Below are 15,926 nucleotides of genomic sequence, written 5' to 3'. Positions count from 1 at the left end.
AAATAGAAAGCGGCGCTGCCATCCCCAGTGATGGCAGCGCCGCTTCTGTGTGCTGGTGCGGTGACGGGGTTTCGGCGTCAGTTGCCCAGCGAGTCGATCAGCGCGCTGTGCTGCGACAGCAGCTGCTGGTACTGGCCCTCCAGGCCGTACTGCTTGGCCAGCTCGGCGCCGGTGCTCTTGACCTGCTCGACGACGTCCTGGCTCTGCTCGACCGCGGGGGCGGGAAGCTCGGGCGCGGCGGGCAGCGCGGGGGCGACGGGCTCGGCCTCCGGCTCCGGAGCGGACTGGCCCGCCTGCAGGTACTGGCCGCAGGTCGGCCAGGCGCCGACGCCCTGGGTGGCGAGCACGTTCTCGGCGACCCGGATCTGCTCTTCCTTGCTGGCGTTGTGGGCGTAGCCGGTGCCGCCGTTGGCGGCCCAGGTGCTCTGCGAGAACTGCAGGCCGCCGTAGTAGCCGTTACCGGTGTTGATCCCCCAGTTGCCACCGCTCTCGCACTGTGCGACGCCGTCCCAGTTGTGGGTCGGGGCGGCGGAGGCCGTGGCGGTGGAGAGTGCGAACGGGACGGCAACAAAGGCGCCGGTGATGGCGGCGAGGCCGAGGGCGCGGGTGCTGAACTTCCGGTTCTCAGACATGGTGGTTTCCCTCCCTGCGCCCACCGACTCGACGAGTGCCATCGCGTCCCTGTCCCCAGGAGGTCGGGGATCCTCGAACCGCGGGACAGGGTCGCCGGTGTTCGGCGGTTCGAGTTCGAGCCCATCACGGTTGATCCGGGCCGTGGACCGACGGTAACGAATAAATCTCGGCAGATCACATCTTGATAACTCCGGGAATTGCATGAAGCGAATAACGCGAAAACCGATGTATTCCCAGGTGGGAAATGCCTCGAGTACAGGTTCTGGTCGGTACGTTATAACATCGTTATGTGCGCGAGATCACTGTGAAATAGTGACGGCTGTCACGTTTGAAGCGCGGAACTGGTCGGTTGGCTTCCGGAAAATGGGCCCTCAACGGCCCCCGATGTGCGGCCGAATCTGCAATGTCCGCTCGCTCGGCGCTGGCCGTCCGCGCCAACATCCACGCCCGCGAACGGCATCGATGAGTTGCCGCTCGATGTGGCGATATGCTCATTTTGGCGTCGACGAGACTGTCGACTTGCCGTGTCCGAACCCTCGGCGGCCCGCTGACCTGCCCGAATGGCCTCCTCGATAAGCGATTTGCCTTCCCTGCGTAGACGTGTGTAATCTGGTGTTCACCGACGCGGGGTGGAGCAGCTCGGTAGCTCGCTGGGCTCATAACCCAGAGGTCGCAGGTTCAAATCCTGTCCCCGCTACAAACGACTCGAGGCCGGAGAGATTTTCTCTCCGGCCTCGAGTCCTTTTCGTCGCGGCTCGCGATCAGGGCTGGCCGCTGAGGGCGGCCGACATCGCGTCCATGAACGGCTGGCCGCCCATGATGTAGCCGCCGGCGATCGCGCCGACGACCGCGCCGATGGGTCCGGTGATGATGCTGAAGAAGCCGAGGCCGAGCACCGCGCCGATCAGGCCGCCGAGCACTCCGCCTGCCACGAGCCCGACCACGTTCTTGTTGATCTCCGTGGCGAGGCGCGCCTGCGAGTCGACCGGCTGCATCTCGCCGATCGCCTTCGCGTCGACCGTCGGCGTGAGCGTCAGCTTCCGGCCGTCTTCGCTGATCTCGTTCGCCACCGACAGGCGGTGTCCGGAGAGCTCGTAGGTCAGCGGCACATCGGTGACGACATCGCCGCGGTCGGAATTCAGCACCACCTTCGCCCCGCCCTCGGCGATCTCGAACCGGCCGCTGTCGACGGTCGTGGTGACGATGCGAGAGGCATCGGACAGCGCGGTGCGGTAGCCGACGCCCTGGTCGACACCGGACGCCGAAACCTCCTGCTTTTCAACGGGGTTCGCGTGCGCGGTGCCCGCGGCGAGGCCGACTGTGGCGGCGGTCAGGAGTGTCGTTGTGGCAAGCATGCCGAACTTCATGCTGAATTCCTTTTGACGAGATCTCCGGCTCCCGTGGCCGGATGGCGGGTGACTGTATAGCGCGCGGGACATACAGAGTCCGAAAATCTTTGGACTACATCCGGATTCGGCAGGAAATCAGGCATATCGTTGCCCATTCGTGACCTAGTCGGATGACCGAAATGCCCGGATTCGACAACCCGCCCGGAGTCGTGTAAGCATTTCGTGAGTTTCAGAGTGCAAGTTTCAGACTTCAGATCTCGTCAGGGGCGGGGTTCGAAGCGTGACAGCTGTGGAGGGCGAGACGTGTCGCGCCAACGTGTTCGTGCCGGGTTCGCCCTCGCGGCATTCATGCTGGTCTGCGCCCTGTGCACCGGCCTGACGATTATGGTGGCGTTCTCCATGGACGAGCCGGAGCCGATGAGCAGTGCTTCCCCGCAATCTGTCGAGACGACCCGCGCGACAACGGTTTCGGCGACGCCGTCGACAACGCGCGCGCCCGAACCGGCCTACGCGGAACCAATGACCGACGAGCTCAGTCCGGCCAGCAAGGCCCCGACCGCGATTCTGATGAATATCGGTGATTGCGCTGTGCTCGGCGGCGGCGCCGACGAGATCGAGAAAGCCGCCTGCGGCGGCGGGAATTCCAGCTACAAGGTCTTCGACAAAGTGCCCGCCGACGGCAAATGCCCGGCCGACTCCGACCAGTCCTACGGCCAGCGCGTGCGCGGCGTCGAGCATGGATCGTTGTGCATGGATATCGACTGGGTCGTCGGCGGCTGCATGGAACTCGGCGCGGGCAATCCGAAACACATCGATTGCGCCGCGGAGAGTACGGCCAAGGGCGTGCGGGTGCTGGAAGTCAAGCAGGGCGTCACCGACGTCAATCAATGCGCCTCCGGCAATTACGGATTCGTCTACAGTCAACGCCGCTTCGTGGTCTGCGTCGCCGAACTCTGAGGTGGCGGTGGCGCTGCCCATTCGGTGATGCGGTCGGCAGTCGGGCGGCGCGTCTTGTCGGGCGGAAAGCGGTGATCGCGCAATAATCCAGGACGTGAACGCCAATGAGGCACTCCTGACCGCGTTGCGGCGCGAGCGATTGGTCCCGGACCAGATCGACGCATTCGAGGGCGCCGAATTATCGGCGAAATACGGCGGTGTGGCGGTGTCGCCGGGCGGGAAACTCTCGGTCGAGCAGGCGGCGAGCGCGCCCCATCTGGAATGGCCACTGCCGGACCACGAATCCGCTTCGTACGCGGTTCTGATGTTCGATCCGGACGCGCCGTCGAGGGCGACGTCGCAGGGGCTGTGCTGGCTGCACTGGGCGGTGGGCGACATTCCGGGAATCGATATCGCCCGCGGTTCCGAGATCGTGCCGTACGCCGGCCCGACTCCGCCTCCAGGCTCGGGGCCGCACCGATATGTGCTCGCGGTCTACCGGCAGACGGAAGAAATGGGCGTCCGACAACTCGGCCGCCCGAAATTCGATCCGCTGCGGTTCGCGCATTCACAAGCGCTCGAGCCCGTTGCCGCGAATTTCTTTGTGGCCGAGAACGAATAGCGGACGCCCCGTAAAGCGCCAACGCTGCCCGGCGCCAGGCGCCGTGGTGGTCTTCGCCTTCGCGGTGTCGCGCCTTGGCGGTTGAAATGTTCGCCGCGTCCTGGATCCGGCTGCGCGTGCACGCGCATTCGTCGGCTGCTCGAGCGGAGTGATCTTCGATCGGCTGGCGGGACCCGATGGGCGCCTCGGGAGTGGTGCTGAATCCGGTGGCGCCCTGAACGCGATGTACACGCATCGCGATCGTCTCCACCGTGGCTGAACGAAGCTTCGGCCAGCGATCGTGCAGTTGCCCATATCGAGGGCTCGTCGGCGGTCGCCACGCGCCGATCGCGTGCGTGTCCCTCGCAGACGCCGCCGCTGCAGCCGCCTCCCGTACGACTCGGTCGATGACCGAACAGGCGCATACACCATGCCTGGTAGTGGGCAGTTTCCACGGCCTCGCGGGCAGGTTCCGAAGCCGCATGTCCCGTGCACCCCGTGCACCCCGGGGCGCGGCGCGGACCCCCGGGGGTGGGTGCGCTCCACACCTTCGGTGCCTATTTGCCAAGAAATCGCGGGCGGACGATAGCTATCGAGGCCGGTACCCGAGACAGACCAGACCTCACCTTCCCCCGATACACGATCCACCCTCGCCAGGAGTTCACCCGATGCATTCCACCTTCGTCGCACACCTGCGTGGTCAGGCGGCCGCTCACGGCGACACCAGGTCGTACACCTATCTGCGCGAGGTCGGGAGGGAGCTGGTCGAGGAGGTCGCCACCTACCGGGAGTTGGACCGGGATGCTATGGCGCTGGCCGAGTGGCTGGCGCGGCACGACGACGCCGACCGGCCGGTGCTGCTGCTCTATCCGCCCGGCCTCGAGTTCCTGCGCGCCTTCCTCGGCTGCCTCTATGCCGGGGTGATCGCGGTACCCGCCCCCGCGCCGCACGACGAGCGCAGCATCCGGCGCCTTCTCGGCATGATCGAGGACGCGGGCGCCCGGCTGATCCTCACCACGGCCGAATTCCGCGAGCCGCTGGCCGCGTGGCTGCGCGACAGCGACGAAACGGGCATCGCGGTCGCGGCCACCGATGAGCCGCTCGGCGATCCGGACGCGTGGGTCATGCCTGCGATCACCGCCGACACCACCGCCTTCCTGCAGTACACCTCGGGTTCCACCAGCGAGCCCAAGGGCGTGATCGTCTCGCACGGCAACCTCGTGCACAACGAGGCCGCCATCAGTGCGGCGAATTCCATCGAGGGCGACGTGACCGTTGTCGGCTGGCTGCCGCACTTCCACGACATGGGTTTGATCGGGATGCTGCTGCAACCGCTGTTCGCTGGCGGCGAGTTGGTCTTCATGTCGCCGATGACCTTCCTGAAGCGCCCGATCCGGCTGCTCGAGGCGGTCGATCGGTACCGCGCGCAGGTCACGGCGGCGCCGAATTTCGCCTACGAGTTGCTCGCCCGCCGGGTGACCGACGCACAGCTCGCGGACCTCGACCTGTCCTCGCTGAGAGCGGTGTTGAACGGTGCGGAACCGGTCCGTGCCCGCACGCTCGACGCGGTGATCGAGCGGCTCGGTCCCGCCGGATTCGCCGCCGATGCCTTCCTGCCCGTCTACGGCATGGCGGAGGTGACGCTCATGGCCACCGCGGCTCGGATCGGGCAGCCACCGGTATACCTCGACGTAGACCCCGCGGAACTGGAACGTCACCGAATCACCCCTTCGGACAACGGAACTCGCCTGGTGAGCTGCGGTACGGCGGTAGCCGGTCTCGACATCCGAATCGTCGACCCGGTGACCATGCGGACACTGCCGGAAGGCGACGTCGGCGAGATCTGGATCGGCGGACCCAGTGTGGCGCAAGGATATTGGAATCGGCCGGAAGAAACGCGCGAGAGGTTCGCCGCCTACACCGAAGGCGTTGGGCCGTATCTGCGGACCGGCGATCTCGGCGCCCGCCACGAGGGTGAACTCTTCATCACCGGGCGGCTCAAGGACCTGATCATCATGAACGGCCGCAACCTGTATCCCCACGACATCGAGGAGGCCGTGCGCGACGCCCATCCGGCCGTCGCCGACGCGCCCGGCGTCGTGCTCTCGATCGACGCGGGGGATCAGGAACGGCTGCTGGTCGTCCAGGGCGTGCGCACCGCCGCGCTGGGTGAGCTGCCTTCGGCCGAACTGTCCGCCCGGATTAGAGCGATGGTGTCGCGCGGCTTCGACCTGCCAGCGCCGAACGTGGTGCTGGTCGAGCATCGCGCCGTGCACCGCACCACCAGCGGCAAGGTGCAACGCAATTCGATGCGGTCCGCGTTCTTGGACAACACGGTCGACGGCGTGCTGCACGAGGAGATCGAACCGTCCGTCCAGCGTCTGCGCGCCCGAGCCCTCGCCACCGTCTGACCGAAGTATCAACCGACTCAGGAGATCACCGCAGATGAGAACACTTGTGCTGGCCCAGCAGGGCGCCGTCGTCGCCGACTGGATCACCGCCCGGGTCGCCGATCACCTCGGCCGCTCCGCGCGCGATATCGACGAGACCCTCCCGATGGCCGAGCTGGGCCTCGATTCGGTGTCCGCGGTGAACATCTGCGGCGAGATCGAGGACGAGTGGGATCTCGACCTGGATCCGACGATCGTGTTCGAGTACCCGACCATCGTCGACCTGGCCGTGTACATCACCGACCAAGTCGCCGACAGACCCGGGCTCGCCGCATGAGTCGACGCACCGAGCGGATCACGTGCGGGCACGCTCGGGCGGCGGAGCCGAGCGACGCGATCGCGATCGTCGGCATCGACTGCCGCTTCCCGCAGGCGCCGGATGCGCGGGCGCTGTGGGCGCTGCTCATGGCGGGCGGCGACGCCATCGCGGAGGTTCCCGGCCAGCGTTGGCGCGCAGCCGATTTCCACGATCCCGAGGGCGGGAACGGCCGGGTCAACAACCGCACCGGCGGCTTCCTCGCCGACGCCGACGCGTTCGACAACGAATTCTTCGGCATCGCGCCGCGCGAGGCCGCGGCGATGGACCCGCAACAGCGGCTGCTGCTGCAGGCCGCGTGGCGGGCGTTCGAGGACGCCACCCTGGACCCGCGGCGGCAGGCGGGCTCGAACACCGGCGTGTTCGTCGGTGTCATGGCCAACGAATGGGCCACCGTGCACATGCGCGACTATGCGCGCATCACCCCGCAAATCGGTTCGGGCAACGGCTATTTCATGACGGCCAACCGGTTGTCCTACCAGCTCGATCTGAAGGGGCCGAGCATGGCGGTCGACACCGCGTGCTCGTCGTCGCTGGTCGCCGTCCACCAAGCCTGCGTCGCGCTGCGCGCCGGGGAGTGCGATCAGGCGCTCGCCGCGGGCGTCAACATCGCGGTGACACCGGCGCTCAACGTCTTCTACACGCAGGCGGGCCTGTCCGCACCGGACGGTCGCTGCAAACCGTTCAGCGGGAAGGCCGACGGCATCGGCCGCGGCGAGGGCGTCGCGGTGCTCGTGCTGCGCAGGCTCGCGGACGCACAGGCGGATGGGCTGCCGATCTACGCGGTGATCAAGGGCAGCGCGGTGAACAACGACGGCCGCAGCAACGGGATCACCGCCCCGAACCGGTGGGCGCAGCAGCAGGTCGTCGCCGAGGCGTACCGGCGCGCGGGGGTCACCGCGGCGCAGGTCGCGTTCCTGGAGGCGCACGGCACCGGAACGGTGCTCGGCGACATGATCGAGGTCAAGGCGTTGGGCGCGGTGCACGCGGCGCGGCGCGAGCGGCCCTGTGGGGTCGGCTCGATCAAGGGCAATCTCGGCCACACCGAGGGCGCCGCCGGTATCGCGGGGTTGATCAAGGCGGCGTTGAGCCTGCACCACCGCGTCGTGCCGCCCACCAGGTTCGCGACGGACGAGAACGCGCGACTGCGCATGGCAGAGCACGGTCTGCGGCTGCTCGCCGAGCCGACGCCGTTGCCGGAAGGGCGGATTCACGGTGCGGTCTCCAGCTTCGGCATGGGCGGCACCAACGCCCACATGGTGCTCGCGAGCGCTCCGCCGACGCCGCCAACGGAAGCGACGAATGGCGGCGGCGTGATCACGCTGTCGTCGAACGATCGGGAGGGATTGCGGCGCAATGCCCTTCGGTTCGTGGAAGTAGTGAAGCGGGACTCCGCCGCGCTGAGCCGACTGTGCTGGTCGAGCAATGAGGTGAAGTCCTCGGGCCGCCACCGGCTGTCGCTCGTGGTGCGGGATCGCGACCGGGCTGTCGAGGCGCTGCGTGAGTGCGCCGACGACGCCACGCTCGAGGCGCATTCCGGCGTCGCGCAACGGCCATCGATCGGGTGGTTGTTCACCGGCCAAGGCGCGCAGTATCCCGGCATGTCACGCGCTCTGCGCGAGGCGTCCCCGGTGTACCGGCGGGCACTCGCCGAGGTGGACGAACGGATGACCGCACACCTGCGCCGTTCGGTGGCCGAATTGCTGCTCGGCGACGACGAGATCGTGCACCGCACCGAATTCGCCCAGCCCGCGATCTTCGCGGTCGAGTACGCCATGACCCGGGCGCTCACCGAGCTCGGTGTCGAGCCCGCGTGGCTGCTGGGTCACAGCGTCGGTGAGTTCGCCGCGGCCGCCGTCGCCGGGGTGTTCAACCTCGATGACGCGTGTCGGCTCGTCACCGCCCGCGGCCGCCTGATGCAGCGGCTGCCCGGCGGCGGCGCGATGCTCGCGGTCCGCGCCATGGCCGACGCGGTGGCCGAGCTGATCGAGGGTGCGCCCGACGTGGCGCTCGCCGCCGTCAACGGCCCGCGCGAGATCGTGCTGTCGGGCGCCGCCGAGTCGATCGGCCGCATCCGTGCGGTGCTGACGGATCGCGGTGTCACGGTTCGCCCGCTGACCGTCTCGCACGCCTTCCATTCACCGCTGATGGCGCCCATGCGGGACGAGTTCGCGGAGGTCGCACGCGAGTGCGCGTACAACCTGCCGAGCATCCCGATCTACTCGACGTTGCGCGGTCGCCCGCTCGGCGCCGACGAGCCGATGGACGCCGATTACTGGGTCGAACACAGCAGTGCCACAGTGCGTTTCGCCGATGCCGCGACCGCAGCGCTGGCCACCGAGCCGACGCACCTGATCGAGGTCGGCCCGAAGCGCACGCTCGCGCCGATGCTCGGCAGGGCCCATCCGGAACTCGCGGCGCCGATGCTGACGCCCTGCCCCGGGCCGCAGGCCGCCGGCGACGAACTGGCGGACACCATCGCCGCGCTCTACCGCGACGGACTCGATCCGCACTGGGACGCGCTGTACGAACCCGCCGACCGGATCAGGCAGCGCGTCGGCGGATACGAGTTCGACACGAGTCGCCGCTACTGGACGCAGGTCGACGTGACGCCGACCGCCGCACCTGCTCCGGAAACAACGAACTCCACTCCCGAAACAAGCACGCCCGCAAGGCAGAACACCGAGGAGACCACCATGGATCAACTCATCGCCCTCTTCCGCGAGCAGGCCGCCGTCCTGGCGGCGGCCGCCAAAGCGGAGGTGGCAGCGCAGCCGATCCAGCCCCGGCTGCTCGGCGAGTCAGGGCGAGCGGGCGCGGGTCTCGATGCGGCGGTCGTGGTGCGCGCCGAGGCCGCGCGGGTCAGCGGGTTTCCGGTCGAGAAGCTCAAGGACGGCGAAACGATCTGCGGTGAAATGGGTTTCGACTCGATCATGACCGCCGACCTGTTCAGCGGTCTCGCGCGCAAGGTCCCGGGTCTCGTCATCGAGCCGAGTTGGTTCACGGAGGCGACGACTCTCGGCGACGTGATCGGGCTCGTCGCGTCACTCGTGGGCGGAGCCGAAAGCGTTTCGGCGGCAGAGCTTCCCGAGACACCCGTGACGGATTTGCCCGATCTCCCGCGATCCGACGTGGAACCGCAGTACCGCATCGCGGATTTCCCCGAAGTGCAGGCGATCTCCGATCGTATCGACATGGCCGAGAAGTTCGGTGTGTCCAACCCCTACTTCTTGATCAACGACGGAGTCACCCGGGACACCTCGGTCGTCGAAGGCCACGAGGTGCTGAACTTCTCCAGCTACAACTACCTCGGTCTGTCCGGGCATCCGGCCGTGACCGCCGCGGTGCAGGACGCGGTGGCGCGGTACGGCAGCTCCGTCTCGGCGAGCCGCCTGCTCTCCGGTGAGAAGACGATCCACGCCGAGCTGGAACAGGAACTCGCCGCGCTGCTCGGCACCGAGGACGCGATCGCGCTGACCAGCGGCCACGCCACCAATGTCACGGTCATCGGGCACATCGTGGGTCCCGACGACCTGATCGTCCACGACAGCCTTGCCCACGACAGCATCCTCCAGGGCTGCAAGCTTTCCGGCGCCACCCGGCGGCCGTTCCCGCACAACGATTTTGCCGCACTGGACCGCATGCTCACCGAGATCCGTGGCCGCTTCCGGCGGGTGCTGATCGTGATCGAGGGCGTCTACAGCCAGGACGGTGACATCCCCGATCTGCCCGCGATCATCGAGGTCAAGAAGCAGCACAAGGCTTTGCTGATGATCGACGAGGCGCACAGCGTCGGCGTGCTCGGCGCGACCGGCGGCGGTGTCGGCGAGTACTTCGGCGTCGACCGCGCCGACGTGGAGCTGTGGTCCGGGACGATGTCGAAGGCGCTCGCGGGCTGCGGTGGTTACGTCGCGGGCAGCCGGGATCTGATCCGCTTCCTGAAGTACACCGCTCCCGGGTTCGTCTACAGCGTCGGCATCACCCCGGCCAACGCCGCCGCCTCGCTGGCCGCACTGCGCCAGATGCGTTCGGAGCCGGAAGTTTTCGAGCGGCTGCGCGGTTTGTCCCGGATGTTCCTCGAACTCGCCAAGGAGGCGGGCATCGACACCGGCGACAGCCACGACACCCCGGTCGTTCCCTGCATCATCGGCGACTCGATGAAGACGCTGACGCTGTCGAACGCCCTGCTGCGCAGGGGAATCAATGTCAACCCGATCCTGCACCCGGCCGTGCCGGAGGACAAGGCCCGGTTGCGGTTCTTCATCACCACCTGCCATACCGAAGAGCAGATCCGCTACGCGGTGAAGGTGCTCGCCGAGGAACTCGCGATCCTGCGCGGGTGAGCGGACGACGAGGCTCGGCGCGGCAGTTCACGTCGAGTCGACGTATGGCCCGGCATCGAGATCGGTGCGGTGGACTCAGGCGACTGTTCGCCTCGGCAGCGGGGGCGAGGTCGGTCCGCCGGTCGCGACGATCGGGCGGGAGGCCAGCATCCGGCCGAACAGCTTGGCGAAACGGAAGTGGCCCAGGGCTTCTCGGCGGCCGAAGGCGACCGACCACACCGTGTCGGTGCCGGTCGGGCCGGTGTCGCGCTGGTCGAAGCGGTCGGCGAGCCAGTTCATGGTGAAGGGGGTGCCGATGTAGAGGAGGGGCAGGTGCAGGCTCAGCCGGTCGCGCAGGTACCGGATGGTGGCACCGGCCGCGGCGTAGCGCTCGACGTGCGCGTCGACGTCGGCGACGGCGATGAGTTCGTCGTTGACGCCCTGCAACACCAGCATCGGCATGGCGGGGGCCTGAGCGCCGGGGCGGATGTCATCGAGGACGTAGCGCATCTCGGGTCGGGCGAGCAGTTCCTCGAACGTGGTGCGGCTGTACTTGTCGATGTTCTTGCCCGCGAACCGCGGAATCAGCTCGAAGGTGGTGCGCGACTCGGCCTGGGCGAGCAGGCCGAGGAACTCGGGGTTCACCTCGTCGAGCAGCAGGCGGTCCAGCGCGGGGTAGGCCCGGCGCAGCGCCGCCACGCAGACGGTGGCGAAACCAGAGAGAAAGGTGCCGTTGAGCCGGGTGAACGCCGATCCGGGATCGCCGACCGGGGAACCGGCCACCGCGCCGACGATCGTCAGCTCCGGCGCGTACTCGGCGGCGAGCTCCGCCGCCCACGCGGTGGCCAGGCCGCCGCCCGAATATCCCCACAGACCCACCGGCGTGCTCGGGCTCAGGCCGAGCGGGGCGAAGTTCAGCGCCGCGCGGACGCCGTCGAGGGAGCGGTACCCCGGCTCACGAGCCACCCCGAAGTGCCCCGACATGCCGCCGTGATCGGGGACCGACACCGCCCACCCCCGCGCCAGCGCCCCGGCGATGACCGGTAGCTCGAGCTGCGGGATCGCGCCGAGTGCCCGAGCCCCACGGCGCAGGGCGTAGGAGGGGAAACAGCGGGAGGAGACGCCGTCGATCGCGCATTGGAACGACACGAGCGAGCGCGGCGCCGTGGGATCGGCTCTCCACGGCAGCAGCACCGTGGTCACCGCGACCTCGGGGACGTTGTTCAGATCGCAGGTCCGGTAGAGCAGTTGCCATGCCGAGATGCGCTGCGGGACGACACCGAACAGTGCGAGTTCGACGCGGCGGGTGCGCAGGATCGCGCCGGGGGAGTACCGGTCCAGGCGCGGCGGCGCCACGTAGAAGGGATCCTGCTCGGGGACCAGCGGCCGCAGCGGATCCGGATACAGCTCGGTGACCGGTGCGGCGGCGTCCTCTGCGATGCCCACGCTCATTCGTGTTCGTCCTTTCACGCGCGCGGCGCACGGCTCGGGCGCCGCGGTGCGGCGGATTCGGTCCGGGATTCCGGCGCGGCAGTCCCATTCAACGTATCGGCCGGAGCTCGGCAGGAAAATTGGCGCGGAAGACGAACCTGGGCTGCCGAATTCTTGCGGTGGGGCGCCGCCCGTGAACCATCGCGCCGCGGATTTCGTGGGAACGGGTGACACACGAGGAGGGCGTCCGCATGCAGACGGTCAACGGTTTGCCCGCGCATGTGCTGCTGGTGCACGGGGTGGTGGTGCTGGTGCCGCTGACGGCGTTGCTGCTGGTGCTGTCCGCGCTCGTGCCCGCGGTGCGGCGGCGTTTGGTCTGGTTGGTCGCGGCCTTCGCCCTCGTCGGTGCGGTGCTCACCCCGATCACCGCCGACGCGGGCGAGACATTGGCCGAGCGGTTCCCGTCCCCGAGCGACGCACTGCGCACCCACATCGAGCTGGGACGCACCATGGTGTACTTCGCCGTGGCGTTGCTGGTGGTCGCGGCGCTACTGGTCGCCACCCATCTGCTGGAGCTGCGGGGCCGGGCGATCGGTCGCGGACCGGCGGCGCTGCTGGCGATCCTCGCGCTCGTCGCGGGCATCGCCGCGGGTGTGTTGTGCTACCGCGTCGGAGATTCGGGAGCCCGCGCGGTGTGGGACGTCCAGTCCGCGAGCGCGCTATAGATTCGCGTCGAGAAAGACTGTCACGCCGGTGATGCGGGGGCCGCTCGCCTCGAACTCCACGAATGCCACGCCGTGCGACTCGCCGAGTCGCACGCTCGCGCTGACGGTGCGGCCCGCGGCGATCAGCTTGTCCCACCGCATGGCGCGGGCGCGATTGGTGAACCCCTCGACCGAAATCGGGTTCCCCGCAGGGAATTCCACCACCGCGTGCTCGCCGAGCAGCGCGCGCACGCGGCCGATGTCGGTCCCGGCCGCCGCCTCGAACAGTTGGCGCGTTGTGCGTTTGCCCGGTCTGCCCACGCTCCGCAACGCCCGCATCATGCCCGTCGCGCCGCCGACGCCGAGGTTGGCGACCAGTTGCGGGCCGAGTTTCGCGCCCGCGAGGAGCCCCGGCAGCCCTGTTCGCAGCAGTCGCGCGATCATCGCGGGGAGTCCCCAGTGCGCCGCCAAGCGGGCGATCCGCCAGCCGTCGCCGGTGTCGACCAGGTCGTAGCGCAGGTGCATCGGCACGGTGACGGTGGCGCCGGTGGACATGGTCGTCTCGATGTGCAGGTCACGGACCACCGTCTGCCCGGCGACCAGGTCGCGGTCCACCCGGAACGCGATGGAGTTCGGCCCGATGAAGGTGTCGTAGAACCGGGCGATCGCCGCGCGGCCGATGTGCGCGCGGGAGCCGACCGGGTCGTGCACCGCGGCGTCGTCCGCGAACAGGCCGACCCAGGCGGTCTTGTCGTGCGCGGCGACCGCGCGCGGTGACGCCTGAACGGCCGCCAGCAGGTGTTCGGCGGTCGGGTCCAGCGGCATGAGGGTCCTCCATAGTCTCGCCACGGCTCGGATCCATGGTAGAACATGTTCTAATTTCGGTGCCGCCGAACCGTAGACCGCCCGCGGCGCCCCGTTCGACGAAGGATCTCGATGGACTGGTACACCGGGAACGCCACCTACGACACCGTGCTCGCGATCGCCTTCGCCTTCGCCGCTTTCGTGCTGGTCGGCGGCCTGTTCGCGCAGAGTCCGTACGGGCGGTTCGCGTCGACGAAGGTCGGCTTCAACCTCAATCCGAAGCTGGGCTGGTGGTTGATGGAGCTGCCCGCCACCGTGGTGTTCGCGGTGTTCTATCTGAGCGGGCCGGATCGCTTCGAGCCGACGCCGCTGGTGCTGGCGTGCATCTGGCTGCTGCACTACGGCAACCGCGGCTGGTTCTTTCCGCTCTCGATCCGGCAGGTGCCGGGCAAGCGCAGCAGCTTCAACATCTCCGTGCTCGCCGCGGGCGTCTTCGTGACCTCGCTGCACGGCTACCTCAACGGCGCGTTCTTCAGCCACGACTACAAGAACCAGTACGGCACCGACTGGCTCACCGACCCGCGTTTCCTGATCGGCGTTGTCGTGTACCTGTGCGGGTTCGGGCTGCTGGTGTCCTCCGAGGCGATCGTGCGCAACCTGCGCGACAAGAACGATCCCGGCGCGACCGAGTACCGCATCCCCTACGGCGGCGGCTTTCGCTTCGTGAGCAGTCCGGCCTACCTCGGGGAGTTGATCGCCTGGGCCGGGTTCGCACTGCTGACCTGGTCCCTGGCCGGCGTGGTGATCTTCCTGATCACGGCGGGGAACCTGGTGCCGCGCGCGTTCGCGACGCACCGCTGGTACCGGGAGAAGTTCGCCGATTACCCGACCGAGCGAAAAGCGTTGATTCCCTTCGTGATCTGAGCTCCGTCGGGTTCCGGTCGGGCACACACGGCCACCCTGGCCATCGCCGCGATGCCCGTCGTCGCGGGAACGAGCACGGCGTGTCAGGAAGGTCGGGCGGCCGAAGGCGCAGCGAATGGTGTGGGGTTGCGCACGGTTCGCGGTGGGGTGTGTGCGGCGTCACGGTGAGAGATGTTGCAGGTCAACGGGTTTGCTCGGAGGTTTCACGTCCGCGTTACAGGTCCGCACGGGAAAGGAAATCTTTCATCAAGATCGTCGGGGGATGAGGCCGATCGCAGCTCGACCCCGTGTGCACGCGCTGGCGTGCGATGTGTGCGGCCGGTTGCCGCATCCGCGACGGACCCGTTTGGCGCTCGCCAAGCTGGCTGCCGTCTTTCCGGTGGAATTGGCGTTGCACGCGCTGGTGATTCATTGGCATCCGCCGTATCTGGTGGCAGTGCTGTTGTTGACGATCACGACCACGATCCTGGTGATCTGGGTGGTGGAGCCGTCGGCGATGCGGTTTCTCGGGTCCTGGCTGCACGGGCCGGAGTTGCGGGACCGCGATCGTGTCGATCGGGCGCCCGCGCTGTGGCGGATACGGGTGCACGTCGACGATCGGCCCGGTCAGCTCGAGGCGCTGGCCGCGCACCTCGCCGATCGCGGGGCCAACATCCTGACCGTGCACGTGCATCACTTGGAGTCCGGTGTGCTGGACGAACTGGTGGTCGCGACACCCGTTGAAATCACCACGCACGACCTCACCGCGGCGGTCGTTCTGGCGGGTGGCGCGAAGGTGCGGGTGTGGCCCGCGTCCGCGCTGACGCTCATCGATGGACAGACCAAGGCGCTCGCCGTCGCCGCTCGGGTGGTGGCCGACGCGGACGAATTGCCCCTCGCCATAGCGGAATTGCTCGGTGCGCGGTACCTGCCCGGTGGTCTCACGGACGAGCCTGCCGAGGGCACGGCACTCGAGCTGCCGGACGACGAGCGAACGCTGATCTTCCTGCGGACTGATGAACCGTTCACACCGGCCGAGATCGCCCGCGCCCACCGGCTGTACGACTTGGCACGCATCGTCAGCCGCCGCCCCTGACGGACCTTGCTCCCACACACCTCCGATATGCCTCACATAGGCACCGCCTATGTGGGACGTGCGCTGGATGTGTGGCAGCGTCGATAGAGCGGTAATGCCTTGCCTAGCGGCTCAGAAATACGCGGGATCGGGCAGCGCCCGCTCGGCCGCGCGTAGTCGTTCGGCGAGGCTGATCAGCAGGTCGATCGATTCGGCCGAAAGGCCGACGCTAGTGCGAACGAGCCGCCTCAGCCGTGGGTCGCTGAGTTCGCCGAGCGACGCGAGGTCGGGATCGGCGGCGTGCGGGTCGAGATGATCGAGATCCACTGGGGCACTCACAATCTGGCGACTGGAATTGGCGACACCGTCGCACAAATTCCCTCGCCGCGCCAGTACGGGTCG

13 protein-coding genes and 1 tRNA gene are annotated in these 15,926 nt (G+C 68.1%); 9 read left to right on the top strand and 5 right to left on the bottom strand.

Annotated features, from left to right (window positions below):
• Window positions 1-77: 77 nt before the first annotated feature.
• Window positions 78-632 (bottom strand): transglycosylase family protein, encoded by a 555-nt coding sequence (locus T333_RS10310; protein ID WP_355003892.1) that lies wholly within the window; start codon window positions 630-632, stop codon window positions 78-80.
• A gap of 624 nt (window positions 633-1,256) precedes the next feature.
• Here T333_RS10310 and T333_RS10305 point away from each other — a divergent pair.
• Window positions 1,257-1,330 (top strand) — tRNA-Met (locus tag T333_RS10305).
• A 64-nt stretch (window positions 1,331-1,394) separates the two neighbouring features.
• Here T333_RS10305 and T333_RS10300 read toward each other — a convergent pair.
• A complete protein-coding gene (locus T333_RS10300; protein ID WP_496424334.1) occupies window positions 1,395-2,000 on the bottom strand; it encodes a DUF8020 domain-containing protein in 606 nt (201 codons plus the stop codon).
• Window positions 2,001-2,216: 216 nt separating this feature from the next.
• Here T333_RS10300 and lppU point away from each other — a divergent pair, with 216 nt between their 5' ends.
• The 5 genes from lppU to T333_RS10275 all read left to right on the top strand — a co-directional run bounded on the left by lppU (window position 2,217) and on the right by T333_RS10275 (window position 10,628).
• A complete protein-coding gene (lppU, locus tag T333_RS10295) occupies window positions 2,217-2,939 on the top strand; it encodes an LppU family putative lipoprotein (protein ID WP_496424333.1) in 723 nt (240 codons plus the stop codon).
• Between the two features lie 199 nt (window positions 2,940-3,138).
• On the top strand, window positions 3,139-3,540 hold the full coding sequence (locus T333_RS10290) for a YbhB/YbcL family Raf kinase inhibitor-like protein (protein WP_496424332.1): 402 nt from the start codon (window positions 3,139-3,141) through the stop codon (window positions 3,538-3,540).
• A 647-nt stretch (window positions 3,541-4,187) separates the two neighbouring features.
• Window positions 4,188-5,930, top strand: a complete 1,743-nt coding sequence (locus tag T333_RS10285; protein ID WP_496424331.1) for a fatty acyl-AMP ligase — start codon at window positions 4,188-4,190, stop codon at window positions 5,928-5,930.
• Between the two features lie 34 nt (window positions 5,931-5,964).
• Window positions 5,965-6,246 carry an acyl carrier protein gene (locus tag T333_RS10280; RefSeq protein WP_355003887.1) on the top strand — a complete coding sequence of 94 codons (282 nt, stop codon included), beginning with the start codon at window positions 5,965-5,967 and terminating at the stop codon, window positions 6,244-6,246.
• Entirely contained in the window at window positions 6,243-10,628 is a 4,386-nt protein-coding gene (locus tag T333_RS10275; RefSeq protein ID WP_496424330.1) for a type I polyketide synthase, read from the top strand. Before T333_RS10280 ends, T333_RS10275 begins: the two co-directional genes overlap by 4 nt.
• A gap of 75 nt (window positions 10,629-10,703) precedes the next feature.
• Here T333_RS10275 and T333_RS10270 read toward each other — a convergent pair whose 3' ends face one another.
• Window positions 10,704-12,059, bottom strand: a complete 1,356-nt coding sequence (locus tag T333_RS10270) for a lipase family protein (RefSeq protein WP_355003885.1) — start codon at window positions 12,057-12,059, stop codon at window positions 10,704-10,706.
• A gap of 230 nt (window positions 12,060-12,289) precedes the next feature.
• On the opposite strand from T333_RS10270, the gene T333_RS10265 reads away from it, so the two are divergent.
• A complete protein-coding gene (locus T333_RS10265; protein ID WP_496424329.1) occupies window positions 12,290-12,763 on the top strand; it encodes a DUF2231 domain-containing protein in 474 nt (157 codons plus the stop codon).
• Here the strand turns inward: T333_RS10265 and T333_RS10260 are convergent.
• Window positions 12,758-13,567, bottom strand: coding sequence for a nuclear transport factor 2 family protein (locus T333_RS10260; protein ID WP_496424328.1), 810 nt, complete (start codon window positions 13,565-13,567; stop codon window positions 12,758-12,760). The genes T333_RS10265 and T333_RS10260 overlap by 6 nt on opposite strands.
• A 111-nt stretch (window positions 13,568-13,678) precedes the next feature.
• Here T333_RS10260 and T333_RS10255 point away from each other — a divergent pair, with 111 nt between their 5' ends.
• Both T333_RS10255 and T333_RS10250 read left to right on the top strand, forming a co-directional pair.
• Window positions 13,679-14,470 (top strand): methyltransferase, encoded by a 792-nt coding sequence (locus T333_RS10255; RefSeq protein WP_357256281.1) that lies wholly within the window; start codon window positions 13,679-13,681, stop codon window positions 14,468-14,470.
• A gap of 262 nt (window positions 14,471-14,732) precedes the next feature.
• Entirely contained in the window at window positions 14,733-15,545 is an 813-nt protein-coding gene (locus T333_RS10250) for an ACT domain-containing protein (RefSeq protein WP_496424327.1), read from the top strand.
• A 111-nt stretch (window positions 15,546-15,656) separates the two neighbouring features.
• Here T333_RS10250 and T333_RS10245 read toward each other — a convergent pair whose 3' ends face one another.
• Window positions 15,657-15,863 (bottom strand): hypothetical protein, encoded by a 207-nt coding sequence (locus T333_RS10245; RefSeq protein ID WP_496424326.1) that lies wholly within the window; start codon window positions 15,861-15,863, stop codon window positions 15,657-15,659.
• Window positions 15,864-15,926 lie beyond the last annotated feature (63 nt).

It is taken from the genome of Nocardia sp. CNS-044, from assembly GCF_059570515.1.
The sequence above is the reverse complement of the archived record's forward strand: the minus strand, read 5'-3'. Positions and strand labels throughout refer to the sequence as shown.

Excerpts from the sequence above, each read along its gene's own strand:
- T333_RS10250 (WP_496424327.1), top strand. The coding sequence starts at position 14,733 with ATGAGGCCGATCGCAGCTCGACCCCGTGTGCACGCGCTGGCGTGCGAT.
- T333_RS10310 (WP_355003892.1), bottom strand. The coding sequence starts at position 632 with ATGTCTGAGAACCGGAAGTTCAGCACCCGCGCCCTCGGCCTCGCCGCC.
- T333_RS10265 (WP_496424329.1), top strand. The coding sequence starts at position 12,290 with ATGCAGACGGTCAACGGTTTGCCCGCGCATGTGCTGCTGGTGCACGGG.
- T333_RS10270 (WP_355003885.1), bottom strand. The coding sequence starts at position 12,059 with ATGAGCGTGGGCATCGCAGAGGACGCCGCCGCACCGGTCACCGAGCTG.
- T333_RS10300 (WP_496424334.1), bottom strand. The coding sequence starts at position 2,000 with ATGAAGTTCGGCATGCTTGCCACAACGACACTCCTGACCGCCGCCACA.
- T333_RS10255 (WP_357256281.1), top strand. The coding sequence starts at position 13,679 with ATGGACTGGTACACCGGGAACGCCACCTACGACACCGTGCTCGCGATC.
- T333_RS10285 (WP_496424331.1), top strand. The coding sequence starts at position 4,188 with ATGCATTCCACCTTCGTCGCACACCTGCGTGGTCAGGCGGCCGCTCAC.
- T333_RS10280 (WP_355003887.1), top strand. The coding sequence starts at position 5,965 with ATGAGAACACTTGTGCTGGCCCAGCAGGGCGCCGTCGTCGCCGACTGG.
- T333_RS10260 (WP_496424328.1), bottom strand. The coding sequence starts at position 13,567 with ATGCCGCTGGACCCGACCGCCGAACACCTGCTGGCGGCCGTTCAGGCG.
- T333_RS10275 (WP_496424330.1), top strand. The coding sequence starts at position 6,243 with ATGAGTCGACGCACCGAGCGGATCACGTGCGGGCACGCTCGGGCGGCG.